The sequence below is a fragment of the Marinobacter caseinilyticus genome (assembly GCF_011074955.1).
In the GTDB taxonomy this organism is placed as follows: domain Bacteria; phylum Pseudomonadota; class Gammaproteobacteria; order Pseudomonadales; family Oleiphilaceae; genus Marinobacter; species Marinobacter caseinilyticus.
Genome location: NZ_WUQJ01000034.1, coordinates 64,919 through 81,610, shown reverse-complemented (window position 1 = coordinate 81,610; position 16,692 = coordinate 64,919). Strand labels below are relative to the sequence as shown.

16 protein-coding genes are annotated in these 16,692 nt (G+C 57.5%); 9 read left to right on the top strand and 7 right to left on the bottom strand.

Going from position 1 to position 16,692, the window contains the following annotated elements; translation table 11 throughout:
- Window positions 1-69 precede the first annotated feature (69 nt).
- From GRX64_RS17040 to GRX64_RS17010, 7 genes are all read left to right on the top strand, one after another.
- A complete protein-coding gene (locus tag GRX64_RS17040; RefSeq protein ID WP_166268964.1) occupies window positions 70-354 on the top strand; it encodes a DUF1330 domain-containing protein in 285 nt (94 codons plus the stop codon).
- Between the two features lie 219 nt (window positions 355-573).
- A complete protein-coding gene (locus GRX64_RS17035) occupies window positions 574-2,136 on the top strand; it encodes a CHASE domain-containing protein (RefSeq protein WP_166268947.1) in 1,563 nt (520 codons plus the stop codon).
- A 69-nt stretch (window positions 2,137-2,205) separates the two neighbouring features.
- Window positions 2,206-3,378 carry an AI-2E family transporter gene (locus GRX64_RS17030; protein ID WP_207308828.1) on the top strand — a complete coding sequence of 391 codons (1,173 nt, stop codon included), beginning with the start codon at window positions 2,206-2,208 and terminating at the stop codon, window positions 3,376-3,378.
- Window positions 3,379-3,510: 132 nt separating this feature from the next.
- Window positions 3,511-3,981 (top strand): sll1863 family stress response protein, encoded by a 471-nt coding sequence (locus tag GRX64_RS17025; RefSeq protein WP_166268946.1) that lies wholly within the window; start codon window positions 3,511-3,513, stop codon window positions 3,979-3,981.
- Between the two features lie 144 nt (window positions 3,982-4,125).
- Window positions 4,126-5,793 carry a L,D-transpeptidase family protein gene (locus GRX64_RS17020; protein WP_235937736.1) on the top strand — a complete coding sequence of 556 codons (1,668 nt, stop codon included), beginning with the start codon at window positions 4,126-4,128 and terminating at the stop codon, window positions 5,791-5,793.
- A 67-nt stretch (window positions 5,794-5,860) separates the two neighbouring features.
- The gene (locus GRX64_RS17015) at window positions 5,861-6,835 is read left to right on the top strand and encodes a D-Ala-D-Ala carboxypeptidase family metallohydrolase (protein WP_166268944.1); all 975 of its coding nucleotides are present in this window, start codon (window positions 5,861-5,863) and stop codon (window positions 6,833-6,835) included.
- Window positions 6,836-7,005: 170 nt separating this feature from the next.
- On the top strand, window positions 7,006-7,404 hold the full coding sequence (locus GRX64_RS17010) for a GFA family protein (RefSeq protein WP_166268943.1): 399 nt from the start codon (window positions 7,006-7,008) through the stop codon (window positions 7,402-7,404).
- On the opposite strand, the gene GRX64_RS17005 is transcribed toward GRX64_RS17010, so the two are convergent.
- From GRX64_RS17005 to dctP, 6 genes are all read right to left on the bottom strand, one after another.
- Complete coding sequence (locus GRX64_RS17005; RefSeq protein WP_166268942.1) at window positions 7,401-8,162, bottom strand: maleate cis-trans isomerase family protein; 762 nt, start codon at window positions 8,160-8,162, stop codon at window positions 7,401-7,403. The two genes, GRX64_RS17010 and GRX64_RS17005, sit on opposite strands and share 4 nt — an antisense overlap.
- A 27-nt stretch (window positions 8,163-8,189) precedes the next feature.
- A complete protein-coding gene (locus GRX64_RS17000; RefSeq protein WP_166268941.1) occupies window positions 8,190-9,719 on the bottom strand; it encodes a malonate--CoA ligase in 1,530 nt (509 codons plus the stop codon).
- Window positions 9,716-11,077: a malonyl-CoA decarboxylase gene (locus tag GRX64_RS16995; protein WP_166268940.1), complete on the bottom strand. Its 1,362-nt coding sequence runs from the start codon at window positions 11,075-11,077 to the stop codon at window positions 9,716-9,718. Before GRX64_RS16995 ends, GRX64_RS17000 begins: the two co-directional genes overlap by 4 nt.
- A gap of 40 nt (window positions 11,078-11,117) precedes the next feature.
- A complete protein-coding gene (locus GRX64_RS16990) occupies window positions 11,118-12,449 on the bottom strand; it encodes a TRAP transporter large permease (RefSeq protein WP_166268939.1) in 1,332 nt (443 codons plus the stop codon).
- A 2-nt stretch (window positions 12,450-12,451) separates the two neighbouring features.
- Entirely contained in the window at window positions 12,452-12,985 is a 534-nt protein-coding gene (locus GRX64_RS16985; RefSeq protein WP_235937735.1) for a TRAP transporter small permease subunit, read from the bottom strand.
- 107 nt (window positions 12,986-13,092) lie between these two features.
- A complete protein-coding gene (gene dctP / locus GRX64_RS16980) occupies window positions 13,093-14,091 on the bottom strand; it encodes a TRAP transporter substrate-binding protein DctP (RefSeq protein ID WP_235937734.1) in 999 nt (332 codons plus the stop codon).
- Between the two features lie 157 nt (window positions 14,092-14,248).
- Here dctP and GRX64_RS16975 point away from each other — a divergent pair, with 157 nt between their 5' ends.
- Window positions 14,249-14,935, top strand: coding sequence for a GntR family transcriptional regulator (locus GRX64_RS16975; RefSeq protein WP_166268937.1), 687 nt, complete (start codon window positions 14,249-14,251; stop codon window positions 14,933-14,935).
- A gap of 164 nt (window positions 14,936-15,099) precedes the next feature.
- Entirely contained in the window at window positions 15,100-15,621 is a 522-nt protein-coding gene (locus tag GRX64_RS16970; RefSeq protein WP_166268936.1) for a shikimate kinase, read from the top strand.
- 139 nt (window positions 15,622-15,760) lie between these two features.
- Here GRX64_RS16970 and GRX64_RS16965 read toward each other — a convergent pair whose 3' ends face one another.
- Window positions 15,761-16,684, bottom strand: a complete 924-nt coding sequence (locus tag GRX64_RS16965; protein WP_166268935.1) for a haloalkane dehalogenase — start codon at window positions 16,682-16,684, stop codon at window positions 15,761-15,763.
- Window positions 16,685-16,692: the final 8 nt, after the last annotated feature.

Here is a 16,692-nt window from a genome sequence, read left to right as displayed (position 1 = left end):
ATTGTCTATTGTCGCGTACCTCAGCATTGGGTCTAAACTGTGGGCATATTCCGGTCGGGAGGTGGAACTATGAAGGCGTGTCTGGTGGGTCATATTCGGGTGCGAGACCCTGTCCTATGGCAGCAGTACGTTGACGGGGTGGCGATCTCGCTTGAGCCTTTTCATGGCCGGGTCATATTCCGGGGGCACTTGCAACGCACGCTGGCGGGGGAACAGGCGCATGATCGGGTGGTGATTGTTGAATTTCCTGATCATGACGTACTGGACGCGTGGTTTTCATCGCCCGACTATCAGGCCCTGATCCCTCTTCGCGACGAGGCCGCCAGTGTCGTCATCACCACCTATGTCGCCTGAACCGGGCTGACGTCAGCACACGTTACAAATGCTCACATCTTTATTGTCGCAGGCACCGTAACATTGGTGTCACTGGTACCATAACGTGGGCTAAGGGCGTACGGAGAGAATTCGATGTGGGCGTTATGGCCCAGTGAGTTCGATAAGATCAATCCTGGCGGAGTATCTGCGTTTGGAATGCATTGAGCGATTGGCTTTTGAGCCCGCGAGTGTCCATCGATGAATCGATACCCTGCATTAATGGTTCTGGTCCTGGCCTTGATGGGCGTCGGTTTCTGTGCCGCCCTGAGTCGCAGCCTGTATGTCGAAGAGACCCACACCATCTCCACCGAGTTCAAGTCCGATATAGACCAGTTGGCATCCGCGTTTGAACGCGAAGTCCTGCTCAACCTGGAAATACTGTACGCCCTGAAAGCGGCCGTTGGTGTCATTCCTGACATGGAGGTGGAGCGGTTTCGGGCGCTGACCCAACAGGTACTGAAACGGTCTCCAGCCATACAGGCGTTTGCCTGGGCACCGGTGATCACCAAAGAGGAGTTGGCTGCCTTTGAGCAACGGCAGCGGCAGTTGCGCCCCGATTTTTCGCTGACTGAAAGAAGTGACGACGGAAAGGTTGTTCCGGTACTTGCCCGGCCCTGGTACGTGCCGGTGCAGTTCATTGAGCCCATTGAGGACAACCGGGCAGCACTCGGCTTTGATCTCGCCAGTGAGCAACGTCGGTTGGCCGCTTTATTGTGGGCCAGAGACGGTGGTGAAATGGTGGCAACGGCAGGTGTAAGACTGATTCAGAAGCCAGGCAACGACAGAGGTTTTCTGGTGTTTGCGCCGCTTTACAGGAATGCCCCGAGCACACTTGAAGAGCGCCGCGCCAATCACTACGGATTTTTGAACGGTGTGTTCAGAGTGAGTGAACTGGCCAATCAGTCGGTCGGGTACTCGACCGGCCAGGACATTCTATTTCAGGTGGTTGACCGGACCGGCGGTGGCGAGGACGTACTTTATGCCAGTGGTGATGCGGCCGCTGAACATTGGATGACATTCCGGGCTTACCAGTCGGCGCTGAGCGACGTGGCGGGTCGTGCCTGGTTTGTCGAGGCTATGCCCTCACAACAGTATTTTGAGAAGCGGCGTGGCTGGCTACCGTCGCTGGTCATGGTGGCGGGGCTGCTGTTTATCGGGTTGCTGGTAACTTACGCCGTCATCAGCCTGAAGCGTAACAATGAGTTGACGACCGCCAAGCTGGAACTGGAAAAAATGTCGCTCACCGATGGCCTGACGGAGTTGGCAAACCGGCGTCATTTTGATCTCTATCTGGACCATGAGTGGCGGCGGGCGCGACGCCAGAAGTCGCCAATCTCATTGATCATGCTGGATATCGACTACTTTAAGCCGTTCAACGATCAGTACGGGCATCCGGCCGGTGACCGCTGTCTGGAGCAGGTTGCGCAGGCGTTGAGGAGCGTCGTTCGTCGCCCGACGGATCTGGTGGCCCGTTATGGCGGCGAAGAATTTGCCATCATTCTGCCTGAAACCGACAACGCACCGGTGGTGGCGGAAGCCTGTCGTGCCGCCGTTGAGGCGCTTGGGGTCCCACACAGTTTCTCCGAAGTCTCAGCCGTGGTCACTGTGAGTGCCGGTGTCTGCACTCTGGTCCCCGACACCACATTATCGCCGGATGAGTTAACCCAGCGCGCTGACCGGGCGCTCTATCAGGCGAAGGATGCGGGAAGAAATCGGTTGGTGGTCGCCGAAGGGGAACACGCCGACATTACCGATCCGTAGGGGGAGTATACGGCCTGGCGGGAAATTGCGATGATCGTTTGTAAGTGAGGTTCAGAAGCAGGGACCGCCATGGCCGAACACAATCGACTGACCCCGGGTACCCAGGTTGCCGTGTCCAGCGACGACGAAAGACCGGTTGCTGTTACCATGAATCCGATCAATATTCGTCATTCTGCGCTCATCGTTCTGGCGGTGATTGGGACCGTGTTTTTTATTGATTGGGCTCAGGCCGTATTGTTGCCCCTGGTTGCCAGTGTGCTCCTCAGTTACGCATTGGACCCACTGGTTTCTGCCCTGGACCGGCTTAGAATTCCCCGCCCGATCAGTGCCGCTGTCGTGCTGGTTTCCTTGTTAGCCGTGCTGGCCCTGGCCACCATGCCATTGCAACGCGAAGCCATGGCGATGCTTGATAAGATTCCCACCGCATTGGATCAGTTCCAGCGAAGCGCCACGAGTGAGCCGTCGGCAGACGAAAGCATCATGGACAAGGCTCAAAAGGCGGCCAAACAGATAGAAGAGACCGCCAAGGGTCAGGACGCTGACACCGAATCGGCCACTTCCCAGGCAACGCCGGTGCGCATTGTCGAAGAATCGTTCAATGTTCGCAATTATCTGCTTACGGGTTCATCTGCTGCGCTGGTACTGGTGACCCAGTGTTTTTCCGTCCTGTTGCTGGTTTATTTCCTGCTGTCCATTGGCTCTCTGTATAAGCGCAAAGTTGTTCGAATGTCGGGCCCTTCCTTCCGACGCATGCGCAAAGCGGTGCGTATTCTGAATGAATTTCATCGCCAGGTGCGGCGTTTCATTTTTGTGATGCTGATTGGCGGTGTGTTCGTTGGCGTTCTGACCTGGTTTGCTTTTTTTATGATGGGGATGGAGCAGGCGGTGCTCTGGGGTGTGGTTGCCGGCGTAGCGAGCGCGGTGCCATATTTAGGGCCCTTTCTGGTATTCGTGGGCACCGGAGCGGCCGCATTTTTACAATTCGGCGCCATTGATATGGCCATCATTGTGGCCGGTGTCTCGCTGGGAATCACCAGCATTCAAGGCTATCTGTTAACGCCGTGGCTGACCAGTCAGGTGTCCAGCCTCAACGCCGTGGCGATATTCATTGGGCTACTGTTCTGGGGCTGGCTGTGGGGTGCCGTTGGATTGATTGTGGCAACGCCCCTGTTGATGATTATCAAGTCGCTGTGTGATCACATTGAAAACCTGCAGCCAGTGGGTGAATTGCTGGGGAAGTAACGGTAGGGAATCGGAACGCAACGCGCTAACGGAGCGTCATCAGGGTGTTCATGAGGTGTTACTTGCGAACGCCAGGGCGACCACCGAAGTGTTTCCCCACCACGATCAACAACACAAACCGGGAGAAAGGCCATGCAACGTATAGGTGTTAGTCGCATCGTATTGTCTGGAGTAATTACCGCTATTATAGCAATCGTATCGGTGAGTCACGCTCAGGCAGAAGACTCCAAAACCACCGTGGAGGACCTGAAACGAGAGACGAAGGAACTCTCTCAAGAACTTCAGACCTACAGCGTCGAGCAGAAGGATGAGGCCCTTAAAAGCATTAAAACAACGCTCGATAGACTCGATGCCCGCATCGACAAGCTTGAAAAGAGTGTCGATAAGAGCTGGGACGATATGAACGATGCTGCGAGGGAAGAGGCGCGGGCCAATTTGAAGGCACTGAGGGAGCAACGCACCAAAGTGGCTGAGTGGTACGGCAGTTTGAAGGCAAGCTCGGTCGAGGCCTGGGATGCTATGAAAGCGGGCTTTTCCGACGCCTACCAGGACTTGTCGAAAGCCTGGCAACGAGCGATTGAGAACTATGATTCCGAAGAATAATGCTTGCTGATTGAACGTTTCAGATCGAGGGTGGCACCCCCGGTTTGAAATTGAGAGACAAAAGAGTTGTGGTCGCACTGTTGGTTTTAACCTGATCTGGAGTTGTCTCTTATGGAATGTCGGAGTCTCCGTAGGCGTTTTTTGTTGGCAGGGTTATGCCTTCTGCTATCGACCTGCGTTATTGCCGACGAATCCCTGCGTCAACGAGTCGAAGCCATGCAGGCGGGGTTCGTGCCATCGGCGGCTGGAGAGCCGCTGATGGCACGACAGGCATTGACGAATTTTTACGCCGAACGACAGTTTGAACTTGCCTGGCTGGAGACCGATGATCGAGAGGCACTCCTGGCCGCGCTGGACAGCATGGGCCAGGATGGCCTTAATCCAGCCGATTATCACCAGTTGCCGTTAACCGCGCTGCTATCCAGACAGTTTGAAGATATGTCGTCAGCTGAACGTGTGGATCTCGATCTACTGCTGTCAGACGCCTTTTTTATGATGGGGTCGCACTTACTGGAGGGTAAGGTAAACCCCGAAACGATTGATGCCGAGTGGCTGGCCAATCGACGCCAGCGGGCGATGGCGCCCATTCTCGCCCGAGCATTGCAAGAGCACGCGGTGGGCCGGGAACTGGACGATGTGCGCCCAGCCCAGACGGGCTACCGGAAGCTTAAGCAGTTGCGCGCGTACCTTGTTCAAATGACCGACTTGCCCTGGCCGCCAATCCCGGATGGCGCGAGCTTGAAACCGGGGATGACCGACGCACGACTGGCCGAAGTCAGGCACCGGTTGACACAGCTCCGGGGGCTCTACGGAATGGCTCCGGCAGGCGCCAACGCAGAAAGCAGCATCATCGAGAATTACGATCCGCCATTAGTGGCTCTGGTGAAAATCTTTCAGGCCCACAACGGTCTTGAAGATGACGGTGTCGTTGGGCGCGACACGCTCAGGGCGCTTAATCGCACGCCGGCGGAATTACTCCGACTCATTGATCTTAACCTCGAGCGCTGGCGGTGGTTGCCAGACTCCCTGGGTGACCCGCATGTCATGGTGAATGCCGCAGGTTACGAGCTGACCCTGGTTGTGAAAGGGGAGGTGACATTGCGCAAGCGCGTGATCGTCGGGCGTCCGTTTCGCCGCACGCCGGTCTTCAGCGACAGCATTCGCTATCTGGTATTCAATCCCACCTGGACGGTGCCGGGTAAGTTGATCATTGAAGATAAGCTGCCGGAAATTATCCGTGATCCGACCTACCTGCAACGGCTGGGGTTTTCAATTTACCGGGGATGGGGTGCTGAACGACAGCGGGTGGACCCGGGCGGGATTGATTGGCGGGCAACCTCCGCGTCGCGGTTTCCTTATCAGTTGGTTCAGGCGCCCGGGCCCATGAATGCTCTTGGGCAAGTCAAGTTCATGTTTCCCAACAAGTTTGATGTATACCTCCATGACACGCCATCACGAGACCTGTTTCGAAAGTCCGAGCGCTCGTTTAGTTCCGGGTGTATCCGGGTTGAAGAACCGTTGGAGTTAGCGGCACACCTACTGGCCCTGGCCGGCGATCCTGGCTGGGGTGCCGGTCGGATTGAGGAGACCGTTCGCTCCAAAAGAACGGTAACGGTCAATTTGAAAAAGCCGATACCCGTGCATCTGGAGTATTGGACAGCCTGGTCGGACGACAACGGCCAGCCACAGTTTCGCAAGGATATTTATGAACGTGATGAGCGTCTTTACCGGGCGTTGACCAGCCGTGTCCCGGTGACGGGTTTGGCGGGCAATGGGGCCGTCCGGGATGCTGGGTTACTGTCGCAGAAATAGACACGAAGATTGGGCGCGCGGTCACTGATCGGGTAAAGCTCCGGGTTAACGATAGTAGGTATAACGTATGGTGATGATCGGGCAGTGGTTGGGGAAAGTAGGGCTTGGCACAGTGATCGGGTTGGCCCTGTGTGCCCAGGCGGCAGCCAGTTTTGACACCGGCAGGCTCAGTTTTAAGGTTCGCATTAACGAAGTCATGTCTCACTATACTGAGGCGTTTACATCGGTGATGCCCTCGGGAACCGTCGTCATCCGCCTTGCCAAAGACAGCCTGTCCGGTGATTTTGAACTGGTGTCGGAGCAGCGGGTGGTATCGCCCTCGGCCCCGGGGACCTGGCGTTGGCGGGCACCGGAAACGTCAGGGTTGCAGGCACTGGTGCTTCACCGCACAGACACCGGCGAGACAATGCGCATACAGGTGTTTACCCTCGTACCCGCCAGTCAGGTACGCAATGGAAAACTGAATGGCTACCCTATTGGCACTTACCCCAAGCAGCCCTTCAAGGGGTTATCGGCCTATGAGGCGCCACTTGGCTTTATTGAAGTCACGGAGGCGAATAAATCGACTTGGGTGTCGCCTCATTTCAGGTTGGAGCAATTCCTCTGCAAGCAGCCCGGCGGCTACCCCAAATACCTGGTGTTGCGCCCGGCTTTGCTAATGAAGCTGGAAGGCCTGTTGGCGGAGGTTAATGAAAATGGGTTCCGGTCGGATAGCTTCGTCATCATGAGCGGTTATCGCACGCCTTACTACAATGCATCGATCGACAATGTGGCCAATAGCCGGCACCTGTGGGGTGGCGCTGCGGATGTCTATATTGATGTGACGCCCAAAGACGGTCGTATGGACGACCTGAACGGCGATGGCCGAGTGACCAAAGCAGATGCCATGGTGTTGTACCGGTGGTCTGATCAATTTGTGAAAAAACACCAACGGCCGGAACTCAGGGGCGGCGTCGGTGCCTATGGCAGTACCGCCAGCCACGGTCCGTTTGTCCATGTTGACGTTCGCGGGCAAGTTGCCCGTTGGGGGCACCGCGATTAGCGGGAGTGAGACGATCTGGCCCGGTGACCTCAACGACATGATCGTGACGGATAGCACTCGGTCATTGCCTTCCGGCAGGCCCGCAGACAGCGTTATGGTGACGGCCGGACTGGTGCTGGGAACCACCCCGCTGAGGGTGCCGGAACGAAACATGAAAGGAGAGTGTTACGATGATCCATACTGGTAGCTGTCTGTGTGACGGTGTGCAGTTCCGCCTGATCGGCCCCCTGGAGCCGATTCAGATCTGCCACTGCGCACAGTGTCGCAAGGCTCAGGGAAGCGCGTTTGCGGCCAATATTCCGGTCGCTGCGACGGCCTTTGAGCTGATCTCGGGCGCGGCACTGTTGGTCCGCTACGCCTCGTCACCGGGTAAAGCAAGGGTATTCTGCGGCCAATGTGGCTCGCCCGTGTTCAGTCAGCGTGACGCTGCACCCGAAACGTTACGGGTGCGCGCAGGTCTGATCGATGGGCCACTGAAGTTGCCGCTGTCGTCCCATGCCTTTACCGCATCGAAGGCCGACTGGTGGACCATCACCGATACCCTGACGCAACACCCGGGCCCGCGCTAACCGGTGTATTGCCCGTTCAGCAAGCGGCCGGCATTGGGCACGATGGGCGCCAGGCCAAGAGCCTTCAGCATGTGGTAAGTGGTGCAGGTTGCCGCTGACACCACCGGTAAACCAAGGCGGTCCTCAACCGGCTGAATCGCCGCCAGAGATGGCATCTGCACGCAGGCGGACAGCACCACCGCATCGGCACCCTTCCATTTCAGACGATTGACGATCTCCAACAGGGCCAGCGGGTCTTGGCGTCCAACCTCAAGGTTGTCCGGAATCTCCAGCGCAATGCTATCGATCACTTCGATGCCTTCCGCTTCGATGTAGTCCACCACCATTTGCGTCAGTGGTTTCATATAGGGCGTGATGATCGCCACTTTTTTTGCGCCCAGGGTGGCCAGACCCTCCGTCAGCGCTCCCGCGCTGCTGACTACCGGGGTCGGAAAGCCATTGCCAGCGGTGGCTTCGTGCAACCGCTGCTGAGACTCCCGATGGTAGCCTGCACCGCGGCTCATTATCGCGACGAGGCAGGCATAGCCCATGACATCCACCTGGGCATCGGAGAGCTCCAGGGCACACCGGTCGGACTCGTCGTCCATGGCGGCAAGCTCCTCGCGGGTGACCTTCTTCATCCGCATACGGCTGGAGTGGAAGGTGAAACGCTCCGGGGCGACGGCTTCACGGGCACGCAGCATGGCCGGGATTTCCGTTTCCATGGTGGTGTTGGAACTCGGCACAATCTGGCCGATCCGATAACTTTTATGGGTCATAGGGCAATTCCTTCCAAAGGGGACGAATCAGGCGTCGGCGTAGATGTCTTTATACTGGTCCCGTAACTGGTTCTTCTGGACTTTGCCCATAGTGTTGCGGGGCAGGCTGTCGACAAAGAACACCCGTTTCGGCTGCTTGTACTTGGCCAGCTTGTCCGATAACGCGCTCAGTACCTGGGCTTCCTGAACCTTGGCTCCGGGTTGCAATACTAGCACCGCCGTCACGCCTTCGCCAAAATCGGGGTGTGGCACACCGACCACCGCCGACTCCACAACGCCATCCATTTCATCGATGACTTGCTCAACTTCCTTCGGATAGACATTAAAACCGCCGGAAATCACCAGGTCTTTATCGCGACCGACAATGTGGATGTAGCCACGCTCATCAATCATGGCGAGATCGCCGGTGACGAAAAAACCGTCATCGAGCAGCTCGGCGCGGGTTTTCTCGGGCAGGCGCCAATACCCACTGAAGACGTTGGGGCCACGGACTTCCAGCATACCGATGTCACCCTGCGCGATGGGCTCGTGAGTGTCGGCCTCCGGATTGGTGATGCGGACCTCAACGCCCGGTAGGGGCATGCCAACCGTGCCGGCAATGCGGTCACCGTCGTACGGGTTGGAGGTGTTCATATTCGTTTCCGTCATTCCGTAACGCTCAAGAATGGCGTGCCCGGTGCGCTGCTGGAATGCTTTATGGGTGTCGGCCGTCAGGGGCGCCGAGCCAGACGTGAACAACCGCATGTTCGCAGTGAGTTCGGGGGTCAGTCTGGAGTCCTGCAACAGGCGGGTGTAGAACGTTGGCACGCCCATCAGAACGGTGCCGTCAGCCATGGCGTCAATCACGGTGTCAACGTCGAAACGGGACAAAAAGTACATGCTGGCGCCGGACATCAGCACTACATTGCAGGCCACGAACAAACCGTGGGTATGAAAGATCGGCAGGGCATGAATCAGGCGGTCTGTTTCGGTAAAGCGCCAGACTTCTGCCAGTGTCCTGGAGTTGGAGCCCAGGTTGCCGTGGGTCAGCATGGCACCTTTTGAGCGGCCCGTAGTGCCGGAGGTATAAAGGATGGCCGCCAGATCACTGTCCGCGCGGGTTTCTATACCGGCAAACGGTGTCACACCGGCGCTCTTATCCATCAGCGTTCCGTCACCTCCAGTGCCCAGCGTGACCACTTGGGGGCAGCCGGTTTCGGCAGCAATCTGGTTGGCCGCGTCCAGGGCATCGGGCCGGCAGACAAACAGCGCCGGTTCCGCATCGCCCAGGAAATAGCCGATTTCCGACGCGGTATAGCCGGTGTTTAGCGGCAGGTACACACCGCCCATACGCAGGCAGGCCAGGTAAAGCAGGATGGCTTCCGGGCTCTTGTCGACCTGCACGGCTACCCGGTCACCGGGGCGAACACCCAAGGCCACCAGGGTTGCTGCCAACGTGGCACTCATGTCGAGTGCCTGCGCGTAATTGTAATTGCGACCTTCCGGGGTAACGATAAAGTCCGCGTCGCGGCGCGCTTGCATGCGGGTTGAAAACGTATCGAACAGGTTATGGCTCATTTTTCAGACTCTCCTTTGAGCAGCTTGCGGCCCCGGCGGCTAAGATCACGAACGCCCGATGAGCACACAATGGTGCCATTGGTGGTGTACTGCTCGTGATTGCGTTCAATGTTGTCGAGCACATACAGGTAGTTCACCATGAGCCCGGCGGATTGCTTCATGCCTTTGGCTGAGGTGTCGCCCAGCCAGTTGATGCGGTGCAGTTCGGCCCCGTTACCCAGATGAAAGCGGGCAACCGGATTCAGCGGCTGGCCGCTGTTGGTCTTTTCTTTTAGCAGGTAGCGCGCGGCCAATGGCTTGATCACATTGCCCAGGCGCTCCGAGAGGGCCTCGTTCTTGTACCAGTCGGGATCGTTCAGGTGCTTGAGTGTTTCCTGGGCCTCGGGGCCGAGTAGCCCGATGTCATCAAGGTAGGTGCTTTCCAGCCAGCTGCGGAAATTAGGCACCGGTGACAAGGTGACAAAGTATTTCAGGTTTGGCAGCTCCTGTTTCAGCTCCTGCACCACCTGCTTGATCAGGAAGTTGCCGAACGAAATGCCCCGCAACCCGACCTGGCAATTGCTGATGCCGAAAAACGCCGCGGTATCGGCAGACTCGGGGTCGTCGATGTCATAGAGGTCACTGGATAAAATGGACTGAATCTGATCGGGCAGCCCTTTGTTCAAGGCCACTTCGACAAAGATCAGTGGTTCATCACCGATGGCGGGGTGGAAAAAACCGAAACAGCGCCGGTCCCGGGCATCCAGCCGGCGCCGGAGGTCGTCCCAGTCCTGGATTTTGTGCACCGCTTCGTAGCGAATGAGCTTTTCCAGGATATTGGCGGGCGTGTTCCAGTCGATGCGTTTCAGCACCAGAAAACCCCGGTTGAACCAAGACCCGAACAGATGGATGAAATCTGCGTTAATGGCTTTGAAATCCGCGTGATTGGCCATCAGCGCAAGCAGGTCCTCACGCATCGTCACCAATTCATGCGTGCCGCCACTGGCCAGGTTGAGCCGTCTCAGTAACTCCTGCCGTTCGGGCTCACAGGATTCAAACAGGATTTCGAGGTTCTCACTGGTGCGCGCGGCCTTGTAGGCCAGATAGGCCTGGTCAATCTGTTCCGGTTCGGCGGAGAACAGCACCGCAAGCTGCTCGAAAAAGGAACGCTTTTCATCATTGTCCAGACGGGCATAAATCTCCAGAGCCCGGCTGGCAAGGCTGATACTGGACGCCTCCCCGTCACTTTTCAGCAGTGCCTGGCAAGCCGCAATCAGCTGGTGGTGGTCGCAATGGTCGAGGCTGCCCGTGCGCCGTCGCAGCGAAGCTTCGCGCTGGGTAATGTTGTTAAACAGCTCTTGCAAAAAACTCATGTTCATAATGCCGTGCCTTAGAAGGTTCGGAAGCCTGAAGGGCGAATCAGGACGCCATGATCAAATCCGGCAGCCAGGTGACAATTTCCGGGAAAAAGCACAGCAGCACGATGGCCAGCACCATGCACAGCGCATAAGGCAAACTGCCCATCAATATGTCCCGCAGGGCAATGTCGGGTGCGATACCCTTTATGATGAACAAATTCAGGCCAACCGGGGGCGTGATCAGACCGATCTCCAGATTGATGGTCAGGATGACGGCAAACCAATAGGGGTCGAAATTGGCGGCCAGGATAATGGGCAGCAGGATGGGGGCGGCCATTACAATCACGGCCACCGGCGGCAGGAAGAAACCTGCCACCAGCAGGAACAGGTTGATCACGCCCATCAGGACCCATCGGTTGACTTCCAGGTCTGCGATTGCGCCGGCCACGGTTTGGGTGATGAACAAAGACGACAGGGCAAAGGCAAAAACCTCCGCGGTGGCAATGATCAGCATGATCATCACGCTCTCGCGCAAAGCGTCCCGCATGATGTTGGCGATGGGTTTGGCCTGCCACATTCTGTAAACGATGATGGCCAGTGCCAGACACAGGAAGGCACCTACACCGGCGGCTTCCGACGGCGTGGCGACGCCGCCGTATAGTGCAAACAGGATGCCGCACACCACCACCAGGAAGGGCAGTACCCGGATCAGGGCCTTCATGTTGCCTTCGACGTTTTCTTTGATTTGGGCGGCGGCCGCAGCAACGGGGTTGGGGTTGTTGTAGCCACCGGCCATCTTGCAGGCGATCAGCGTCCAGACCATAAAGAGCCCCGCCAGCATCAGGCCCGGCATGGCGCCGGCAATGAACAACCGGCCAATGGACGTTTCGGTGGAGATGCCATAAACGATCATGGTGACCGAGGGGGGAATCAGAATGCCAAGGGTGCCGCCAGCGGCAATGCAACCCGCAGCCACCCCATCCGGATAGCCTCGCTTGCGCATCTCAGGGATGCCAAGTTTGCCAATGGCCGCACTGGTGGCCGGCGACGACCCGGACAGGGCGGCAAAAATCGAACAGGCGGCAATGTTTGAGATGGCCAGTCCACCCGGCAGCCTGCCCATCCACAGGTCCAGTGAGCGGTAAAGGTCCCTGCCTGTCGGGGAAGAGGCAACGGCCGCACCCATCAGAATAAACATGGGGATGGCAACAAAGCCGAAGGAGGCCACATTGCCGAAAAAGGTTTCACCAAAATAAATAAGCTCGCCGACGCCGCGGTCCAGCATCAACGCACCGAGAGCGACGGCGCCCAACGCAAAGGCAATAGGCGTGCCTATGGCCATCAGGACCAACAGCACCACCACCACCAGAATGCCACTTGTAACGGGATCCATGATCAGAGCTCTCCACGAAGAATTTCGGCTACGTATTGCAGCGATAACAGGCTGATACCGACGGCCATGGGCAACACCGCAGGCCACAGAGGCGGGTTCCACACCGTGCCGGTGGTCCACTCCATGCTGTAGGCCTCATACACGTAGTACCAGGAGCCATACGCCAGCGCGAGACAGAAGCTAAGCCCGACCAGCGAGGCGGCCAGGCGCATGATGCGTTTCGGTAGTCCGTGCAGGGCGTCGGGCAGCACGGTGACGGCGACATGGCCGCCGGTTTTCAGGACGTAAGGTGTGCCCAGTAACATGGCAGCGGTAATGGCAAAGGTCGTAAACTCCGTTTGCCAAACGGTACTTTCCCCGAGCACGTAACGGACGAAAACCATCTCGACAACTGCCAGCACACCGAGAGCCAGCAACACGGCGGCAAACACAGCAGTGGCAACCGAAAGCGTGTCCATGAGACGGATATACCCCCCAATCACGCCATTCTGCGACGTTTTTGAGTAGGTTAAAGACTGAGATTCAGAGTGGGACATGAGACCCCCAAAGCCGGGTGTTGTAAGCATCGCCCCAGCATGGGGGCGTCATGGATTGATGCCAATAGCACCGGGGCTGAAGCCCCGGTTATTGGAGTGCTTGTGGCTTATTCGACGGAGAGTGCCGCGTCAATCAGGGCTTGTCCGTTGGGTACGTTTTCTGCAAACGTCTTGTAGGAGCTCTTCTTGGCAATATCGAGCCATGCCTGATAGTTCTCGGGTGACATGTTTACTACCTCGACACCGTTCTCGGCGAAAACATCGGCCATTTTCTGGTCAAGACCGGCAGCCTCTTTGGCAAAGTACGCCTCGGCTTTATCCGCCGCCGCCATCAGGGCTTTCTGCTGGGTCTCATCGAGTTTCTGCCAGCTTTGCTCTGAAATCAGAATCGGCTCATACATGAACCAAAGCGCGTTGGCACCCGGCGCAGTCAGGCAGGTGACTTGCTCATAAATGCGGTAGGAAACAAACGAACCTGAAGAGGTGTTGGCGCCATCCAGAACGCCGGTTTGCATGGCGGTGTATATTTCAGACGATGGCATCGAGGCAATGGATGCGCCTGCGGTGGCCAGCATTTCATCAAAGGCCGGACCGGCGGCTCGCATGGTTTGGCCTTGCACCGTCTCTGGTGACGTTACGCATTGCTTGTTGGAGGCAAAGCCACCAGCCAGCCACGCGTCGGCCAGAACTCGGGCACCGGCATCGTTGATGATGGTTTTGATCATATCCATGAATTCGGAATCGTTCAGCCGTTGGGCGCGTTCATGGCTCCGGACCAGGCCGGGCATCAGCGTGGCTGAGAATTCCGGATGGCGTCCACTGGCGTAGTCCAATGGCAGGGAGGTCATGTCCAGGCGTCCGCGAACCAGCGCACCCCATTGCTCTTTTGCTTTGAACAATGACTGTCCCGGGTAGACTTGCAGCTCCAGTCCGACATCCGCGGCTTTTACCTCGCGGGCCATGAGCTGAACCATTTCATCCCGGACATCACCCTTGCCGCCAGGGAACTGGTGCGACACTCGCAGTGTGGTGTCAGCGGCCGCTGCACCGATGAAAGATAACGATAGGCTGGCTGCGATGGCCAGTTTTACGAAAGGCAGTTTCATAGTAATCCTCTCCGGAGGTTTTGTTTTTGTAATATCCATCAGGCATAGCTGATATATATATCATTGTCTCTTGTGTATACTCTTGTCAATGGATAGTGACTAAAGTCGAAAACAACAGTGCCCAGTCCATCCCCACAACTGTCGGAGTGACGCCAGCGTGAAGCGTTCAAATGCCCAAAGGCTTAAAGATGTCCTGGAAGACGACATTATCAATGGTCGTCTGGTGCCCGGGGAGAGACTGGACCCGGAAGCCTTGTCAAAGCAGTTCAGTGTGTCCCGAACCCCCATTCGGGAGGCGATTCAGCAGTTGGCCGTCAGTGGGCTGGTTGTGGTATTACCGAAGAAAGGTACCTTCGTCGTGAAGGTGGGTTTCGATCAACTGATCGAAATGTTTGAAGTTATGGCGGAGCTGGAAGGAATGTGCGGGCGGCTTGCGGCCCGTCGGATCACGGAGAAAGAGTTAGCGGCGTTGAAGGCGGCGTTATTGCGCTGTGAAGACCCTGATATCCGGGCCGACCCGGACGACTACTATTACGAAAACGAAGAGTTTCATAACACCATTTACAATGCCAGCCACAACGCCTTCCTCGCCACCGAAGCGCGTCAACTGAAGCAGCGCTTAAAGCCTTATCGTCGGTTGCAGTTACAGGTCCGTGGCCGGGTGACAAACTCCATCCAGGAACATCGCGACATCTATATGGCCATTGAGTCGGGGGAAGCCGAACAGGCGGAGCATAAATTGCGGCAACATGTATTGATTCAGGGCGAGCGCTTCAGTGATTTTGCCGCCCGGGTAAAGGCGTTCAGCGACCCGTCTCCGGCGCCGTTTCAGGACGCCCATTAGCTAAGCGCGGGCCTGCGCTGGCGGATGGCAGCGGTGCCGAAACCGTGCCCGGCGTCAGTCGTGGTTTGCAAGCGTCAAAGCCCATTGTGTAACCGATGATTTACAACGGCCTCCCGGCTTTCTACGATAGATAGTCATCTCAGATTTACGGCAACAGGCACCACATGGCAAAACAGTCGAATCTTGTACTCATTGGCATGCCCGGTTCCGGCAAAAGCACCGTCGGGGTGTTGCTGGCCAAGCACGCCGCCATGGGTTTCGTAGATACGGACCTATTGATTCAGGCCTCGGAGGGCCGGTCCCTGCAGGACATTGTCGATCGTGACGGACACGATGCCTTGCGCCGCATTGAAGAACGGGTATTGCTGTCTGCGCATTATGAAAACCATGTGATCGCCACCGGTGGCAGTGCCGTTTACAGTGCGGCGGCCATGGCACATCTGAAGCATCACGGCCGGGTCGTGTTTCTGGACGTCAGTCTGGCCACCGTCGAGCAGCGCATTGGCGACTTCAGCCTGCGCGGCATCTCCAAACGTGCGGATCAAAGCATTGCGGAGTTGTTCCGGGAGCGTTACGCGCTTTATCAAACCTACGCCGATGTGGTTGTTCCTGGCGATGACCTGACCCATGACCAGGTGTGTGCCGACATACTGCGTAAACTCAACCCGGGTGCTTCCCCCGTTTAAGTCGGCGAGCGCGCCGACACCATCGCTCCAGAACCAGGCCCACCCTAAAACCTGCATCAGGCCACCCTGTCGCTGCCGTTTGGCCTGAACCGGTTGGGACCCAGGCCGGCGGCAGCGTGGTCCCCCGACGTCACAGGCTTTACGTTGCTGATCGGGTAGGCGAGTCGCTGTGGCTCGTCATACGAGCAAGCAAGTCGTTGATCGCTCGAGCGAACTGCACCGGAGAGTCTTCCTGCAGGAAGTGCCCGCCGGTGAGGGTGACGTGGGGCTGGCCTTTTGCGCCCGGTATCCGGTCCTGCATGTAACGGTCGCCGCCACGCATGATGGGGTCACCATTGCTGAAGGTGGTCAGGAACGGCTTCTGCCACTGTTCCAGCACTGCCCACGCCTTTCGGTTGGCTTCGGCGGCGGGATTGTCGGGCGTAACCGGCACCAGCTTTGGAAATGCCCGGGTACCGGCCTTGTACTTGCCGCTCGGGAACGGAGCGTCGTAAGCGCGGCGTTCCTCTGGCCCGAGGGTCCGAAAACTGCCCGCGTTGACGATTCTGGAAATGGGAAACCAGGGGCTGTAAACCGCAAACGCCTTCCATAGCTGGAATGCCTTGGGCACGGCCTGGTCACCAGTGGGCAGCATGCCGTTACCAACCACAATGGCGCGGAAACGATCCGGATTCTCCGCCGCCAATCTCAGACCCAGCAGTGAGCCCCAATCCTGACACACCAGCGTGATGTCGCGCAGATCGAGTTGTTCCAGCAGGGACTGCAACCAGTCGATGTGGCTCTGGTAGCTGTAATCGTCAATGTTGACGGGCTTGTCCGATTTGCCGAAGCCAATCAGGTCAGGGGCAATGACGCGGTGCCCGGCCGCCGCGCATATGGGAATCATATGGCGGTACAGGTACGACCAGGACGGCTCACCATGAAGCATGAGGACAGGCTTGGCATCACGCGGACCCTCGTCGAGGTAGTGCATGCGTATGCCGTCGATGTCGGCGTAGTGCGGCTCGAAGGGGTAGTCGAGCAGACGTTTGAATCGGGTATCCGGGGTGCGTACGCAGTTCATAGGGCGTT

Coding starts and splice junctions, on each gene's coding strand:
- GRX64_RS16965 (WP_166268935.1), bottom strand. CDS start 16,684: ATGAACTGCGTACGCACCCCGGATACCCGATTCAAACGTCTGCTCGAC.
- GRX64_RS17030 (WP_207308828.1), top strand. CDS start 2,206: ATGGCCGAACACAATCGACTGACCCCGGGTACCCAGGTTGCCGTGTCC.
- GRX64_RS17010 (WP_166268943.1), top strand. CDS start 7,006: ATGATCCATACTGGTAGCTGTCTGTGTGACGGTGTGCAGTTCCGCCTG.
- GRX64_RS16990 (WP_166268939.1), bottom strand. CDS start 12,449: ATGGATCCCGTTACAAGTGGCATTCTGGTGGTGGTGGTGCTGTTGGTC.
- GRX64_RS17025 (WP_166268946.1), top strand. CDS start 3,511: ATGCAACGTATAGGTGTTAGTCGCATCGTATTGTCTGGAGTAATTACC.
- GRX64_RS16985 (WP_235937735.1), bottom strand. CDS start 12,985: ATGTCCCACTCTGAATCTCAGTCTTTAACCTACTCAAAAACGTCGCAG.
- GRX64_RS17015 (WP_166268944.1), top strand. CDS start 5,861: ATGGTGATGATCGGGCAGTGGTTGGGGAAAGTAGGGCTTGGCACAGTG.
- GRX64_RS16995 (WP_166268940.1), bottom strand. CDS start 11,077: ATGAACATGAGTTTTTTGCAAGAGCTGTTTAACAACATTACCCAGCGC.
- GRX64_RS17040 (WP_166268964.1), top strand. CDS start 70: ATGAAGGCGTGTCTGGTGGGTCATATTCGGGTGCGAGACCCTGTCCTA.
- GRX64_RS17000 (WP_166268941.1), bottom strand. CDS start 9,719: ATGAGCCATAACCTGTTCGATACGTTTTCAACCCGCATGCAAGCGCGC.
- GRX64_RS16970 (WP_166268936.1), top strand. CDS start 15,100: ATGGCAAAACAGTCGAATCTTGTACTCATTGGCATGCCCGGTTCCGGC.
- dctP (WP_235937734.1), bottom strand. CDS start 14,091: ATGAAACTGCCTTTCGTAAAACTGGCCATCGCAGCCAGCCTATCGTTA.
- GRX64_RS17005 (WP_166268942.1), bottom strand. CDS start 8,162: ATGACCCATAAAAGTTATCGGATCGGCCAGATTGTGCCGAGTTCCAAC.
- GRX64_RS17035 (WP_166268947.1), top strand. CDS start 574: ATGAATCGATACCCTGCATTAATGGTTCTGGTCCTGGCCTTGATGGGC.